The organism is Clostridium sp. OS1-26, assembly GCF_030915445.1.
Lineage (GTDB): Bacteria > Bacillota > Clostridia > Clostridiales > Clostridiaceae > Clostridium_AM.
In genome coordinates this window covers 5,823,129-5,838,243 of the sequence record NZ_CP133264.1, presented here as the reverse complement: position 1 = coordinate 5,838,243, position 15,115 = coordinate 5,823,129, and the positions used below count along the sequence as shown (strand labels likewise).

At 30.5% G+C, this 15,115-nt stretch carries 16 protein-coding genes; all 16 read left to right on the top strand.

Annotated elements, in window-relative coordinates:
- Positions 1 to 181 precede the first annotated feature (181 nt).
- The 16 genes from spoIIGA (at position 182) to RCG18_RS28640 (ending at position 15,113) form a co-directional block, all read left to right on the top strand.
- Complete coding sequence (gene spoIIGA, locus RCG18_RS28715) at positions 182 to 982, top strand: sigma-E processing peptidase SpoIIGA (protein ID WP_308039377.1); 801 nt, start codon at positions 182 to 184, stop codon at positions 980 to 982.
- Between the two features lie 28 nt (positions 983 to 1,010).
- A complete protein-coding gene (gene sigE, locus RCG18_RS28710) occupies positions 1,011 to 1,718 on the top strand; it encodes an RNA polymerase sporulation sigma factor SigE (RefSeq protein WP_178907930.1) in 708 nt (235 codons plus the stop codon).
- 75 nt (positions 1,719 to 1,793) lie between these two features.
- The gene (gene sigG, locus RCG18_RS28705) at positions 1,794 to 2,567 is read left to right on the top strand and encodes an RNA polymerase sporulation sigma factor SigG (protein ID WP_308039376.1); all 774 of its coding nucleotides are present in this window, start codon (positions 1,794 to 1,796) and stop codon (positions 2,565 to 2,567) included.
- 150 nt (positions 2,568 to 2,717) lie between these two features.
- Complete coding sequence (locus tag RCG18_RS28700) at positions 2,718 to 2,981, top strand: YlmC/YmxH family sporulation protein (protein WP_178907932.1); 264 nt, start codon at positions 2,718 to 2,720, stop codon at positions 2,979 to 2,981.
- A 103-nt stretch (positions 2,982 to 3,084) separates the two neighbouring features.
- A complete protein-coding gene (gene nrdR / locus RCG18_RS28695) occupies positions 3,085 to 3,540 on the top strand; it encodes a transcriptional regulator NrdR (RefSeq protein ID WP_178907933.1) in 456 nt (151 codons plus the stop codon).
- A 284-nt stretch (positions 3,541 to 3,824) separates the two neighbouring features.
- Complete coding sequence (gene pgeF, locus RCG18_RS28690; protein WP_308039375.1) at positions 3,825 to 4,532, top strand: peptidoglycan editing factor PgeF; 708 nt, start codon at positions 3,825 to 3,827, stop codon at positions 4,530 to 4,532.
- Positions 4,533 to 4,573: 41 nt separating this feature from the next.
- Positions 4,574 to 5,269, top strand: coding sequence for a response regulator transcription factor (locus tag RCG18_RS28685; protein ID WP_308039374.1), 696 nt, complete (start codon positions 4,574 to 4,576; stop codon positions 5,267 to 5,269).
- Between the two features lie 12 nt (positions 5,270 to 5,281).
- A complete protein-coding gene (gene pnpS / locus RCG18_RS28680; protein WP_308039373.1) occupies positions 5,282 to 6,997 on the top strand; it encodes a two-component system histidine kinase PnpS in 1,716 nt (571 codons plus the stop codon).
- Positions 6,998 to 7,306: 309 nt separating this feature from the next.
- Positions 7,307 to 8,194 (top strand): phosphate ABC transporter substrate-binding protein PstS family protein, encoded by an 888-nt coding sequence (locus tag RCG18_RS28675; RefSeq protein ID WP_308039372.1) that lies wholly within the window; start codon positions 7,307 to 7,309, stop codon positions 8,192 to 8,194.
- 216 nt (positions 8,195 to 8,410) lie between these two features.
- Positions 8,411 to 9,304 (top strand): phosphate ABC transporter permease subunit PstC, encoded by an 894-nt coding sequence (pstC, locus tag RCG18_RS28670; RefSeq protein WP_308039371.1) that lies wholly within the window; start codon positions 8,411 to 8,413, stop codon positions 9,302 to 9,304.
- Entirely contained in the window at positions 9,304 to 10,191 is an 888-nt protein-coding gene (gene pstA / locus RCG18_RS28665; RefSeq protein ID WP_308039370.1) for a phosphate ABC transporter permease PstA, read from the top strand. The genes pstC and pstA overlap by 1 nt, the downstream gene beginning before the upstream one ends.
- A 12-nt stretch (positions 10,192 to 10,203) precedes the next feature.
- Complete coding sequence (pstB, locus tag RCG18_RS28660) at positions 10,204 to 10,953, top strand: phosphate ABC transporter ATP-binding protein PstB (protein ID WP_308039369.1); 750 nt, start codon at positions 10,204 to 10,206, stop codon at positions 10,951 to 10,953.
- Positions 10,954 to 11,062: 109 nt separating this feature from the next.
- Positions 11,063 to 11,719, top strand: a complete 657-nt coding sequence (gene phoU / locus RCG18_RS28655) for a phosphate signaling complex protein PhoU (protein WP_308039368.1) — start codon at positions 11,063 to 11,065, stop codon at positions 11,717 to 11,719.
- A 279-nt stretch (positions 11,720 to 11,998) separates the two neighbouring features.
- Positions 11,999 to 12,622 (top strand): DUF47 family protein, encoded by a 624-nt coding sequence (locus RCG18_RS28650; RefSeq protein WP_308039367.1) that lies wholly within the window; start codon positions 11,999 to 12,001, stop codon positions 12,620 to 12,622.
- Positions 12,615 to 13,616, top strand: a complete 1,002-nt coding sequence (locus RCG18_RS28645) for an inorganic phosphate transporter (protein ID WP_308039366.1) — start codon at positions 12,615 to 12,617, stop codon at positions 13,614 to 13,616. Before RCG18_RS28650 ends, RCG18_RS28645 begins: the two co-directional genes overlap by 8 nt.
- Before the next feature lie 162 nt (positions 13,617 to 13,778).
- On the top strand, positions 13,779 to 15,113 hold the full coding sequence (locus tag RCG18_RS28640; protein ID WP_308039365.1) for a DUF512 domain-containing protein: 1,335 nt from the start codon (positions 13,779 to 13,781) through the stop codon (positions 15,111 to 15,113).
- The last annotated feature ends 2 nt before the right edge of the window (positions 15,114 to 15,115 follow it).

The window sequence follows — 15,115 nt, the reverse complement described above, 5'->3', positions numbered from 1 at the left end:
GCTTATTGATTAAAAAAATTTTATAAATTATAAGATTCATAAAGACATAAACGAAAATAAGTTGACGCATTATGGAAAATAAAAAAATGTTTTTTTATTATAAAATGACAAAATTTTGAAATAAATAGTTATATAATAAAAATAAATAATTACAAAGGAATGGTGGAGGTGAAAGGGGTTTTTGGTTGTATATTTAGATGTCTTGCTTTTTGAAAATTTAATAGTAAATTTATTTTTACTTCATGTAACAGCTCGCACAGTAAGAATAAAAGTAAAATTTAGATACATGCTATTTGCAGCAACAATTGGTAGTATGTATGTAATGACTTTGCTTTATCCTAAATTAAGGGTATTCTCCACGGTTCCATTTAAAATTGTCGTTGCAATGATAATAATACTTGTTACCTTTAGAAAAATAAATGTTCTATTTAACTTAAAAGCGTTAGCTATTTTTATTTTATACTCTATGCTTCTTGCGGGCATATGTGTTTTTATCCAATTTAATCAAGGATATAATATCTGGTATTCAGCTATTATAAATTTTTCCTATAAAAAACTTATGGTTTCTCTAATGATAATATATATGCTAATTGAAAGGATAATAGTTTACATTAAAGATAGAAAAAATCTAAGTATATTAATTTATAGTGTTGATATTATATTAAAGGATTCAAAGAAAAATGTTAAAGCTTTTTTAGATACTGGTAATGAGTTAAGAGAACCAGCTACTAACCTGCCTGTAATTATAGTTGAAAAATCAATATTTTATGATGTAAATTTAAGTGCTTACGATAGATTTTATATTCCTTATAAAGTTGTAAATGGACAAGGTGGAAGTCTTCAAGGGTTTAAGCCAGAATGTGTAAAGATAAGTGAGGGGAAAAATTCCATAGATAAAGAAGTTATAGTTGCTTTTTGTGAAGGGCACCTAAGTGATATTAATGATTATCAAGCACTTTTATCTAGAGGGGTTATTATGTAAGGTTAATTAATTAGTTTGGAGGGTATTTATGATAAAATTAAAAATATTATTAAATAGAATACTTGCAAAATTTAAGCTGTTTGTAAAAAATGTATACTATATAGGGGGGAATGATGTCCTTCCTCCACCTCTTAGCAAGAAAGAAGAAGATGATTTAGTTGCAAGACTTGTAAATGGGGATGAAAGTGTACGTTCTATACTTATAGAGAGAAATTTAAGGTTAGTAGTTTATATTGCAAGAAAGTTCGAAAATACAGGGGTGAATGTTGAAGATTTAGTATCAGTAGGAACAATAGGACTTATAAAAGCAGTTAATACTTTTGATCCAGATAAAAAAATAAAATTAGCTACATATGCATCAAGATGTATTGAAAATGAAATACTTATGTATTTGAGAAGAAACAGCAAGGTTAAGGCAGAAATTTCTTTCTATGAACCTTTAAATATTGATTGGGATGGAAATGAGCTACTTTTATCTGATATTTTAGGGACTGATAATGATGTTGTATATAACTTAATAGAAGATGAGGTAGACAAGCAACTTTTGATGGTAGCAATGAAAAAATTAAGCGATAGAGAAAAAGAAATAGTAAATTTAAGATTTGGATTAAATGGACAAGGTGAGAAGACTCAAAAGGAAGTAGCAGATATGCTTGGTATTTCTCAATCTTATATTTCTAGATTAGAAAAAAGAATAATAAAAAGATTAAAGAAAGAAATAAATAAAATGTTATAAGGTTGTCTTTAGTATAAAATTCAGCTTCTTAGTAAATAATTAAAATGCGAATATTCTAAAGGGGCTGATAACTTTATGATAATTAATAAAGTTGAAATTTGCGGTGTAAACACAGCAAAACTACCAGTTTTGAAAGAAGTTGAGATGAGAAAGCTATTATACAAAATGAAGGACGGAGATAACGAATCAAGAGAAAAGTTTATTAAAGGGAATTTAAGACTAGTATTAAGTGTAATTCAAAGATTTAATAACAGAGGGGAAAATGTTGATGATTTATTTCAAGTAGGATGTATTGGTTTAATTAAGGCAATAGATAATTTTGATTTAAATCAAAATGTTAAATTTTCCACTTATGCTGTTCCTATGATCATTGGTGAAATAAGAAGATATTTGAGAGACAATAATTCGATAAGAGTAAGCAGATCCTTGAGAGATATTGCTTATAGAGCTTTACAAATAAGAGATAAATTAATAGGAGAAAATAATAAGGAGCCTACCATATCACAAATAGCTAAGGAGTTGAAAGTACCAAGAGAGGAGGTAGTCTTTGCCCTAGACGCTATTCAAGATCCAGTGTCACTTTTTGAACCGATATATCATGATGGAGGAGATGCAATTTATGTAATGGATCAAATAAGTGACAATAAAAACTTAGACGATAGCTGGTTAGAAAACATAGCTATTAAGGAAGCAATGAAAAAATTAAATGATAGAGAAAAGCTTATACTTAATCTAAGATTTTTCGATGGAAGAACTCAAATGGAAGTAGCTGATGAAATAGGAATATCACAAGCGCAGGTTTCTAGACTAGAAAAAACTGCACTAAGACATATGAGAAAATATGTATAAATTGAGCAATTATTTTACTTATTTATAATTATTGATTATGAGCTGAGAATATGGTTTAGTCATATTCTCGGCTTTATTTTTTTGTTTTGGTACTGAATAATAGGGAATGTTCATATATTTAATAATAAAAGAATAATGGAGGATATAAATATGCAGGATGAAAAGTCACTACATTCTCTAGGAAATTTAAGATCCATGGAAATCATAGATATTAATACTGGTGCAAAGTTAGGCTTTATAAAAGATTTAAAAATAGATTGTGATGAGAGCAAGATAATATCTATTATATTACCATCGCATAGAGCATCTTGGTTTGGGAAAAATGATGATATCGAAATTCCATGGCAGAATGTAAAAAAAATAGGAGTAGATGTTGTGCTAGTTGATGGAGGAGAGTATATACTAAGAGAATAGAAAAACATAGTAGAATTTTATATAAAAAAGTGTATAATGATTATATATAGATATTACATAAGCATAATAATAACTATAATAAACTAGAAGGACGTGAAGAAAATTGAGGTGCCCTTACTGTGGCTATGGAGAAAGTAAAGTTGTTGATTCTAGGTCTACTGAAGATGATATGTCTACAAGAAGACGTAGAGAATGTTTAAGTTGCAGCAAGAGATATACAACTTATGAAAAGGTTGAGAACATTCCAATATTAGTAATAAAGAAAAATATGAATAGAGAATATTTTGATAGGACTAAAATAATTAACGGCCTTATAAAGGCTTGCCAGAAAAGGCCAGTATCAAGACAACAAATAGAGAACATAGCAGACGAAATAGAGAAAAAGATTAATAATAAAATGTTTACCGAGGTAAGCTCGGAGTATATTGGCGAACTGATAATGGAAAATCTAAAAAAGCTAGATGAAGTGGCTTATGTAAGATTCGCTTCGGTATATAGGCAGTTCAAGGATATAAATACTTTTATGGAAGAAATAAAGAACTTAATTCAAAATAAATAAATGATATGCAATAATTGCATATCATTTATTTATTTATTTATTTATTTATTTATTTATTTATTTGAGGCATCTTCAAAAAAACAATTAGCCAGTTTGATAGCCTATTTTGCGTCATAATACGTTGGAGGAACCCTTAAAAGCAAACTAGGTTAAAAAAATCTTGATTAATTATTCTGTTAAATATAAGTTAATATAGTTAAAAGTTAATAGTTTTTGTGGCAATAATAATAAAGAATGTTAAAATATAATTAAAAATTGTTAAAGAGATTTTAGGGAGGATTATAATGGAGGAGTTTTTGATTGAAAATTATAAATTTATAAAAATATCTTTAGAGGAAGCTGAAATGATATTTTCAACAGCTGAAAATAATCTGGATTTCAATAAAGGTACGGAAAGAGGCAAAAAAAACTTAGAAAATATTAAAAGTTGGTTTAATGTAGAGAAGGTTGGATTTGCAGATCAAGTACATGGAGATTCTGTTATAGTTTATGATGAAAACACTTATGAGGCAGATGCGCTAGTTACAGATTTAAAGCATATAGCAATAGGTGTTTTTACAGCAGATTGTGTTCCAATTTTATTATATGATAAAAAAAATAAAGCAATAGCTGCAGTTCATAGTGGATGGAAGGGAACCTTTGAATGTATTTTACTGAAAGCTATAGAGAAAATGGAAGAAAAGTTTGGAACTAAAGGTGCGGATATTATAGCAGCTATTGGTCCTCATAACCGACAATGTTGCTATGAAGTTGGAGAAGAAGTTGTTTCTAAATTTAAGAACTGTGAAACATATAAAAACATAGATTTGTTTAGAGGAAGAAATTTAAGTATGATAGATTGTATAAAATATCAGTTAGAATTAAAAGGGGTAATAAAGAGTAACGTTCATGATATAAATATTTGTACTTTTTGTAGTGAGGATCCTGTAATGCACTCATATAGAAAAAATAAAAATGGTGGAAGAATGTTTTCTTTTGTGTTATTAAAGTAAACTTTAAAACACAATTATGTAAGTTTGTAGGAGGTTAAGTTATGGCGGAAGAAAAAATACTCATTGTTGATGATGAAGAACATATAAGAGAATTGATTAAGTTTAACTTAGAGAATAATGGATATAAAACTATTTGTGCAGATAATGGTTTAGAGGGGCTAAGAATAGCAAAGGAGGAAAACTTACAGTTGATTCTTCTTGATTTAATGCTCCCAGGCATGGATGGGTACGATGTTTGCAAGGAGATAAGAAAAGATACTAATATTTCAACTACACCAATAATAATGATAACTGCTAAGGGTGAGGAATTTGATAAAGTTCTAGGATTAGAGCTTGGAGCTGATGACTATATAACAAAACCCTTTTCCATAAGGGAGCTTTTAGCAAGAGTGAAGGCCATTTTAAGAAGAACAAATATAAAACCTATAGATAACTCTTATAATTTTGGAAAAGTAAATATAGATTTTGAAAAGCATGAAGTCACAAAAGATGCAGAAAAAATAGATTTAACTTTAAAGGAGTTTGAGCTGCTTGAAATATTAATAAAGAATAAAGGAAGAGTTATGACAAGAGATTTTTTATTAGATAAAATTTGGGGATATGAGTACATTGGAGAAACTAGAACTGTAGATGTGCATATAAGACATTTGAGACAGAAAATAGAGGAAGATGATAAAAGTCCTAAATATATTGAAACTATTCGAGGAATTGGTTATAGGTTTAATACAGGAGATTGATTGGTGGTATAAATGAAAAAGAAATTAATGTTATCTATGCTGGCTACTTTGGTTTTTGGTATGCTTATTATTACTACACTATTTATATTTATTGAAAATTACCAATACAAGGAAAATATTAAGCAAATTTTGAAGGCTAATAATGACATAATAATAAATGTTTTAAAAAATGAAAATATACCAAACAAGCAGGCATTTTTTAAAGAAAATTTTAAGAATGAAGCTGTTAGGGAAACTTTTATAGATAAAAACGGAAAAGTGTTAAGTGATTCAATTGCAAATCCAGAAGATATGGATAATCACAATAGCAGAAAAGAGGTTCAAGATGCAAGGAAATACGGAGAGGGGTATAGTGTAAGACATAGCTTCACACTAGGACAGGATACAGTATATTTTGCAACTGTATTCGGAGATGGTTATGTAGTAAGAAGTTCTGTAACTATACAGGCAATTAGAGGAATTGAAAGTAAATATTCAAAGTATTATTTGGCAGTTATTATTCTTTCTATTATTCTTTCAATAATGTTTGCCTCTAAATTATCTCAATCTATTGCAAAACCTATAAGAAATTTGGAATTTACAACTTCTAGAATAGCCCAGGGAGAACTATATAGAAGGGTAAATATATATTCTAATAATGAAATTGGGCAGTTAGGAAAAACCTTTAATAATATGGCGGATAAGCTGCAAGAGACAATAAAAGATTCTCTAGATAAGCAAAACAAGCTGGAAGCTATACTACGAAGTATGGATAGTGGAGTCATTGCTATAGATAAAAATAGCAATGTTATTATGATAAATCCTTATGCTAAAAGAATATTTGGCATAAATAGGGACATTATAGGCGAAAAGCTTATGGATAATATAAGAGATTTTGAGTTTGAAGATATATTTAATAATATCAATGATGATTGTAGAGAATTAAAAATATTATGGCCAAAAGAAAGGGAATTGAGGGTTAGAACAGCAGATCTTATAAGAGGTAAAGAAAAAATAGGTACAGTGGCGGTAGTTAATGATATTACTGATATTAAGAGGCTTGAAAATATGCGATCTCAGTTTGTTACAAATGTTTCACATGAGCTTAAAACTCCGCTTACTTCTATAAAAGGCTTCGCTGAAACATTAAAATATGTGGATGATCCAGTAAATAAGGAAAATTTCTTGAATATAATAAATGATGAGGCAGATAGATTGACAAGGCTAATTAATGATATTTTAACTTTATCTAACATAGAAAACGAAATAGATGAAAAAGTAGAAGAAATTAAGGTAAATGAAATTGTTAAAGATGTTTACTACTTAATGAAGAATACTGCAGATAAGAAGAATATTAGAGTACTAACTGCAATGGAAGATGTTCCTAGTTTATTAGGCAATAGTGATAGATTTAAGCAGATGATTATTAACTTAGTAGATAATGCAATAAAGTATACAGATTGTAATGGTACAGTGAAGGTTGGAACAAAGTATGAGAATAAAGAATGTGTCATATGGGTTGAGGATACAGGAGTAGGAATACCTAAAAAACATATTGAAAGATTGTTTGAGAGATTCTACAGAGTAGATAAAGCTAGATCTAGAGCTCAAGGGGGAACTGGCTTAGGATTGGCCATAGTCAAACATATAGTAATGGCTTTTAATGGTATAATCGAAGTAGAAAGTGAAGTTGGTAAAGGAAGTAAGTTTGTTGTTAAAATTCCTTGTAAAGTTCATAAGGAAACTTAATATGCTAAGTCTAAGGAATCTTTAAGAAATAACTGCTCCAGTACATTAGTATACTTAGCCTATTATTTTATTGAATATACCTTATGTTAAGTTAATGTTAAGTTTAACAACGTAAATGTTGATTGAATATTTGTAAAAAGACCTTTGGAAATAGTGTTTTCAAAGGTCTTTTTATATTAAGATGTACACAAATATAAATTATAAATTGTTAACTTTACTTAACCTGTGCATAATAATAGGTTAACTTTAAGGGTATATTATAGTACATGTACAAAACAGTGCACAAAATTTCGAGGAGGGTTTATTATAATGAAAAAAAGAAGTTTAAAAGCCATTATAGCTGCTATGGCGATAACAGTTGTAGCAGGAGCTTTTGTTGGATGTGGATCCAAGCAGGAAGCAGCTAAGCCAGAAAGTAGCAAAACAGCATCAGGTTCTATAACTCTTGCGGGTTCAACAGCACTTCAACCATTAGCTGAGCAAGCTGGAAAAAAATTCACAGAGAAGAACTCAGGCGCAACAATTAATGTTCAAGGTGGCGGAAGTGGTACTGGATTAAAATTAGTTTCGGAAGGAACAGCAGATATAGGTAATTCTGATATAGCAGCAGAAACAAAACTAGATAAGGATAAAGCGAAGGAATTAGTTGATCATAAAGTGTGTGCAATAGGATTTGCAGTAGTTGTTAATAATGATGTAAAGGTAGATAGCTTAACAAAGGATCAAATACAGAAAATATTTACTGGTGAAATTACTAATTGGAAACAGGTTGGTGGAGATGATGAGGCAATAAACCTAATACACAGACCTGGCTCATCAGGGACTAGAGCAACATTTAAGGGTACAGTAATGGGCGGAAAAGATGAAAAAGACAGTTTAGGAATAACTCAAGATTCAAATGGTAGTGTTGAAAAGTCAATCGAATCTACAAAAGGATCTATAAGCTATTTAGCACTATCATATTTAACAGATGAAGTTAAGAAAAACATAAAGCTAGTTAAGATAGAAGGTATAGAAGCAAACAAAGATAACATAACATCAGGAAAATATCCATTCTGGTCTTATGAACATATGTATACTAAAGGCGAAGCTAAAGATTTATCAAAAGCATTTATTGAATATATGACAAGTGAAGAAAATAAACCTTTAATTGAGAAATTAGGATACATTCCAGCAAGTGATATTAAAACAAAGTAGTTTAGTAGCTGGCTGCTAAAGCGGCCAGCTTTTTAAACTGTAACTCAAAGAGAAAATATAGATAGTATATATAAATTCAACTTTTATGCAAAGTTAAGAGATAAGCTAGCCTAAATATTTAAATGGCTTAGCTTTGCATAAAAGCTGAAAGATTTTAATATAGATAAATCTATTAAGCTGTTATTTTAAAAAATATTAATAGTAGAGGTTGGTAATATGAAGGAAAGGACATTATGGCAAAAATTAAAAAGTGAATATATAGGAAGAGGGTTTGCTTTATTTTGTGGTTTACTAATAGTAGCTTTAACTATTAGTATAATTATTTTTGTAGCATCAAAAGGGTTAAACACCTTTACTAAGCATGGATATTCATTAACAAACTTTTTGCTTGGCTCAGAGTGGAATCCGGAAGGGGATACTCCTAAACTTGGTGCTCTTATATTTATTACAGGATCTGCTTTTGTTTCTATAGGTGCTGTAATTATAAGCGCTCCGATAGGTATTGCATTAGCTGTATTTATGAATTATATATCTCCAAGAGTGGGAGAGAAGGTACTGCAGCCTGCACTTGAATTATTCGTTGGAATTCCATCAGTTGTATATGGTTGGATTGGATTTAGTGTATTGTTACCTTTTATAAAAAAAGGCTTTGGTGGAATAGGTTTCAGCTTAATAGCAGGTATTTTAGTTTTAAGTATTATGATTCTTCCAACTATAGCTAGCATATCTTCTGATGCAGTAAAAACTATACCTAAAAGTTATTTAGAAGCTTCTTACGGATTAGGAGCTACAAGATGGCAAACAATAAGTAAGGTAATAGTGCCAGCAGCTAAAAACGGAATCTTAACAGGTGTAGTTTTAGGACTGGCAAGAGCATTTGGAGAGGCTTTGGCTGTGCAAATGGTTATAGGTAACTCTATAAAATTTGCAAAGAACTTATTAAGTCCTACAGCTACTTTAACAAGTATTCTTACTATGGATATGGGAAATACGGTAGGAGGAACTGCATGGAATGATGCATTATGGTCTCTTGCATTTTTACTTCTAATTATATCCTTTGTATTTATATTAGTAATAAGAGCCATTGGAAAAAGAGGTGAAAGTAGATAATGGATGCAAAATTAAAAGATAGGCTATGGACAACCGTTTTATATGGCATATCAATATTAGTTGTAATGCTTTTAGTAGCCTTAATTGGATATATATTATTTAAAGGTGGGGATTGCCTCAAGCCATCCTTTCTATTTGGAAATCCAAAGATAGGAGAATCTGGTGGAGGTATTGGTCCTCAGCTATTTAACTCTTTTTATATGTTAATTGTATCTTTAGTTATAACAGTGCCTTTGGGCGTTGGAGCAGGTATATACTTAGCGGAGTATGCCAAAGAGGGATTCATACTTAACTTTGTAAGATTGTGTATTGAAACTATGGCATCTCTTCCTTCTATAGTAGTTGGGCTATTTGGTCTCTTGGTGTTTGTTAATATAACTCACTGGGGATTTACATTGCTTTCAGGTGCACTTGCTATAACAGTGTTAAATCTACCAGCACTTACAAGGGTTAGTGAAAACGCAATAAGAGAAGCGGGAAAGCCAGTTAAAGAAGCAAGTTTGGGACTTGGTGCAACACAGTGGCAGACTATATCAAGAGTTATTCTTCCTTCAGCTATACCACAGATTTTAACAGGAATAATACTTGCAGCTGGAAGAATATTTGGTGAAGCAGCAGCATTGCTTTATACAGCGGGAATGAGTGCGCCAATACTTCATTTTAGCAATTTTAGTTTAATTGAAAAGACATCTCCATTTAGTCTTATGAGACCAGCGGAAACTTTAGCGGTTTATATATGGAAATTGAATTCAGAAGGTATGGTACCAGATGCTGCTCAAATAGCAAACAGAGCCTCGGCAGTTCTAATTATAATGGTATTATTATTTAACGTATCTGCTAGAATAATTGGTAAGAAAATACATCAATCTTATGCAGGTAAGAAATAAGGAGGAAATTATATGGGTATAATGCAAACTAATAATCTTGACTTGTATTATGGAAATACTCAAGCTTTAAAAAAGATTAATTTGGATATAGAAAAAAATGCTGTTACAGCTTTAATAGGACCATCAGGGTGTGGAAAATCCACATTTTTAAGAACATTAAATAGAATGAACGACCTAATTGAATCTGTAAAAATAGAAGGGGAAGTTTTATTTGAAGGTAAAGACATATATAAAGACGCTGATGTTATAGAATTAAGAAAAAGAGTTGGAATGGTATTTCAAAAGCCTAACCCATTTCCAATGTCAATATACGACAACATAGCATATGGACCTAGAATTCACGGAGTAAAGGATAAAAGTAAGCTGGATGAATTAGTAGAAGGTAGTTTAAAAGGTTCTGCTCTTTGGGATGAAGTGAAAGATAGACTAAATAGGAGTGCATTAGGTCTTTCCGGTGGGCAACAGCAGAGATTATGCATAGCGAGAACTCTTGCTGTAGAACCGGAAGTACTTCTTATGGATGAGCCAACTTCTGCACTGGATCCTATATCTACTTTAAAAGTAGAAGAATTAATGGATGAGTTAAAGAAAAAGTATACTATAATAATTGTTACACATAATATGCAGCAGGCAGGTAGAATATCAGACTATACAGCATTTTTCTTAAATGGTGAAATTGTAGAAAATGGAAGAACTGAAAATATTTTTTATAAACCTAAGGATAAGAGAACGGAAGACTATATAACAGGAAGATTTGGATAAACAGGATTCTTAGTTCAGATGGCGGTAGTAGACATCGAATAAAAAGTACTAGTTAAATGTTCTAAAATATAGCATAATATATATAATATTGAATAAAAGGGGTGATTTTATGACAAGGACAGGGTTCGATTTTGCACTAGAAGGGCTGCATAACGATTTGCTTAGAATGGGAAGTATAGTAGAAAAACAAATATATCAGTGTATGGAAGCTTTGGTAAAGCAAGATGAACTGCTAGCAGAGCAAATTATAAAAAATGATGATTTGGTAGATAAACTTAACAGGGAAATTGAGGATAAGTGTATTAAATTGACAGCTAAGGAACAACCTCTTGCAAGAGATTTAAGAACTATATTTACTACTACTAAATTAGTTACAGATCTTGAAAGAATGGCAGACTATGCTGTAGATATAGCAAAGATAACTATAAGATTAAAAAATGAAAAGTACATTAAAGAGTTAATAGATATACCGAAAATGGCGGTCATGGTTAATTCTATGATAAGAAAATCTTTGGATTCATATGTTGCAGCTGATGTAAATGCTGCATACGAAGCGTGTAAAATGGATGATGAAATAGATGGGCTATATAAGCATATTTTTAATGAGCTTTTAACTATAGCGTCAAAAGATTTAAAAAATGTTAATCAGATAACTCAACTTTTATTTGTATGTAAGTACTTAGAAAGAGTGGCAGACCATGCAACAAATATATGCGAATGGACTATATATTTAGTAACAGGAGAACAAAAAGATCTTAACGAATAGGTAATTAAGAGCCAGTCTAAATTAACTGGCTCTTTTATTTTTTAATAATTATGCAGAACAATAATGTATTTATCATAAAAAAGTAATAATTAAGTAAATATTGTATATATTTTGTGTAATAATATGAAAAATAATGTTATAACATAAAATGTTTTATTATATCTTGTAATATATAACGTTTACATTATTAATAAATGTTAATTTCATATTTTACTTTAGTTAATTTTATGTTATACTTTATAAGGTCGAATATATAGTTTCAACATTAGGAGGGATAAAATGTTCAGCTTAACTCCAAAAGAAGACAAATTCTATGATTATTTTATCGAGATTGCAAAAATTGCGCAGAGAGCTTCTAATATGCTAGTGGAATTTATAAAAGATCTAGATAATTCAGAAGAAAATCATAAGAAGCTCAAAGAAATTGAGCATGAAGGAGACAAAAAACAGCATGAAATACTTGAACAGTTAAATAAGACATTCATAACGCCTTTTGATAGAGAAGATATCTACCTTATAGCAAAAGACATGGATGACGTTATTGACCTCATAGAAGCTACAGCTAGCAGATTCGTAATGCTTAATGTAAATAACTGCACAGAAGAAGCAGAGATGTTAAGTAGAATGATAGTAAGTAGTTGTGAAGAGTTAATAAATTTAATGGAAGAACTTAAAAACATGAAAACTAGTAAGAAATTGCGTAATAACATCATAGAAATTAATAGAATAGAAGAAGAAGGCGACAGAGTATCAAGAAAAGCAATTATGGATTTATTTAGAAGTAATACTGAAGTTATTGAAATAATTAAATGGAGAGAAATCTACCAGTATCTTGAAGATACATTAGATGCATGTGAAGATGTGGCTAATGTTGTAGAAGGAGTAGTAATGAAAAATGCTTAGTAGTACTATTATTGTAACTGCTGTTATAGTTGTAGTAGCATTGGCTTTTGACTTTATTAATGGTTTTCACGACAGTGCTAACGCTATAGCATGTTCTGTATCAACTAGAGTGTTGACATTAAAGCAAGCTGTAATCATGTCTGCAGCAATGAATTTTGTTGGAGCATTTATTTTTCAGACAAAGGTTGCTAAAACTATAGGAAGTGGAATTGTACATGCTGATCATATAACTTTGAAGCTTATAATAGCAGCTCTACTCGGAGCAATAATATGGAACTTAATAACATGGTATTTTGGGATTCCAAGTAGCTCCTCACATGCACTTATTGGAGGATTAGTTGGCGCAGCTATAGTAGCAAATCATTCAATTGCTGTTGTTGACTGGAGTAGCTTATTTATAAAGGTTATATTGTGGCTTATATTATCACCATTAATAGGTTTCTTTATAGGTTTTATACTTATGAACATTATAAATTTTATGCTAAGAGGTACAAGACCGGCTACGGTTTCAAAAATTTTCTCAAAGGCTCAAATACTTTCAGCTATGACTATAGCTCTAAATCATGGAGGCAATGATGCTCAAAAGTCCATGGGGATTATTACAATGGCACTTGTTAGTGCTGGAATGATACCTGAATTTGCTGTACCGACTTGGGTTAAGTTTTCTTGCGCTTTGGCTATGGCATTAGGGACAAGCCTTGGCGGAAAGAAGATAATTAAAACAATGGGATCAAGGATGGCTAAGATTGCTCCAGTTAATGGATTTACAGCGGAAATGGGAGCATCAGCAGTAATTTTTAGTGCAACAATGTTTAATGCGCCAGTAAGTACAACTCACATAATTACTGGTTCAATAATGGGAGTTGGTGCATCGAAAAGACTTTCAGCGGTAAGATGGGCTGTTGCTAAAGAAATTGTAACGGCATGGGTTCTCACTATACCAATATCAGGCTTAGTAGCAGGTGGAACTTTTCTTATTTTAAATTTAATATAATTTGTAACAAAAACTCTTCTGTTTCTTAGAAGGGTTTTTTATTATGCATTGACTAAATAAGCATATTAAGGTAATATTACTAAATGTAATATAACATCAGTCGACAATTAACAGCTAAAATTTGTCCACTGGTTACTGCTTATTATTAAAGGGGTTGAATATATGAAAAATGAAATTGCAGTAATAAAGCCGGAGAGTATTGCTGAAGAGATGGAAATAGAAATTGGAGACTGTTTGATAAGTATCAATGGTGAGCCAGTTAAAGATATTATTGATTATAAATATTTAATTTGTGATGAATATGTTACTGTTGAAATACAGAAGAAAAATGGAGAAATTTGGGAACTTGAAATAGAAAAAGAATATGATGAAGATTTAGGTGTACAATTTAAAGATGCTATATTAGATAAGCCACAGAGCTGTCATAATAAATGTATTTTCTGTTTTATTGACCAGCTGCCTAAAGGTATGAGGGAGACACTTTATTTTAAAGATGATGATTCAAGACTTGCATTTCTTCAAGGAAATTTTGTAACTCTGACTAATATGAGTGAAGATGATATTGATAGGATAATAAAATATAGAATAAGCCCTATAAATGTTTCGGTTCACACTACTAATCCAGAACTTAGAATTAAGATGCTTAATAATAGATTTGCTGGCAATGTATATGACAGACTAAAGAGAATGACCAATGCAGGTATAGAAATAAATTGCCAGATAGTTTTATGTCCAGGAATAAATGACGGAATTGAATTAGAAAAAACTATTGAAGATTTATATAAATTATATCCGAGTGTAGAAAATTTAGCTGTAGTACCTGTTGGTGTAACCAAATTTAGAGAGGGACTGCATAAGTTAGATTTATATACTAAAGAAACCGCTGAAAGGCAATTAGATATAGTAGCAAAACTGCAGCAAAAATATATAAAAGAAATAGAAAGCCCTTTTGTAAGAATGTCTGATGAGTTTTATGTTGTAGCGCAAAGAGAGATTCCACCTAAGGAGTTTTATAATGGTTTTAAGCAGCTAGAAGATGGTGTAGGAGTAATAAGACTTTTTAGAAACAATATTGAAGATTCTGTTTCAGATTTAAAAGAAAACATAAAAGGATCATTTACAATGGTAACAGGAGAACTTGCCTACAATGAAATTGTAAATGCTGCAGACATTATAATGAAATCTAATTCTAAGATAAAAATAGATGTTATAAAGATAATTAATAATTTTTTTGGTGAAACTATAACTGTGGCAGGACTTATAACAGGTAGTGATATAATTGAACAGTTGAAAAATAAAGAGATAGGAAAACATATTATAATTCCAGATTGCATGCTGAGAAAAGGATATGAATTAGCCGCAGATACAGAAAAAATATTTTTAGATGACATTACTGTTGAAGGTTTAGGAAAAGCTTTAAATAGAGAAATACTAGTATGTGATTATACTGGAGAAGATTTAATAAGTATAATAAATAAACACCATGAGGAGGTATAAAA

Excerpts from the sequence above, each read along its gene's own strand:
- phoU (WP_308039368.1), top strand. The coding sequence starts at position 11,063 with ATGACAAGGACAGGGTTCGATTTTGCACTAGAAGGGCTGCATAACGAT.
- RCG18_RS28640 (WP_308039365.1), top strand. The coding sequence starts at position 13,779 with ATGAAAAATGAAATTGCAGTAATAAAGCCGGAGAGTATTGCTGAAGAG.
- sigG (WP_308039376.1), top strand. The coding sequence starts at position 1,794 with ATGATAATTAATAAAGTTGAAATTTGCGGTGTAAACACAGCAAAACTA.
- pstC (WP_308039371.1), top strand. The coding sequence starts at position 8,411 with ATGAAGGAAAGGACATTATGGCAAAAATTAAAAAGTGAATATATAGGA.
- RCG18_RS28685 (WP_308039374.1), top strand. The coding sequence starts at position 4,574 with ATGGCGGAAGAAAAAATACTCATTGTTGATGATGAAGAACATATAAGA.
- pnpS (WP_308039373.1), top strand. The coding sequence starts at position 5,282 with ATGAAAAAGAAATTAATGTTATCTATGCTGGCTACTTTGGTTTTTGGT.
- RCG18_RS28700 (WP_178907932.1), top strand. The coding sequence starts at position 2,718 with ATGCAGGATGAAAAGTCACTACATTCTCTAGGAAATTTAAGATCCATG.
- pstA (WP_308039370.1), top strand. The coding sequence starts at position 9,304 with ATGGATGCAAAATTAAAAGATAGGCTATGGACAACCGTTTTATATGGC.
- RCG18_RS28650 (WP_308039367.1), top strand. The coding sequence starts at position 11,999 with ATGTTCAGCTTAACTCCAAAAGAAGACAAATTCTATGATTATTTTATC.
- RCG18_RS28675 (WP_308039372.1), top strand. The coding sequence starts at position 7,307 with ATGAAAAAAAGAAGTTTAAAAGCCATTATAGCTGCTATGGCGATAACA.
- pstB (WP_308039369.1), top strand. The coding sequence starts at position 10,204 with ATGGGTATAATGCAAACTAATAATCTTGACTTGTATTATGGAAATACT.
- sigE (WP_178907930.1), top strand. The coding sequence starts at position 1,011 with ATGATAAAATTAAAAATATTATTAAATAGAATACTTGCAAAATTTAAG.
- RCG18_RS28645 (WP_308039366.1), top strand. The coding sequence starts at position 12,615 with ATGCTTAGTAGTACTATTATTGTAACTGCTGTTATAGTTGTAGTAGCA.
- pgeF (WP_308039375.1), top strand. The coding sequence starts at position 3,825 with ATGGAGGAGTTTTTGATTGAAAATTATAAATTTATAAAAATATCTTTA.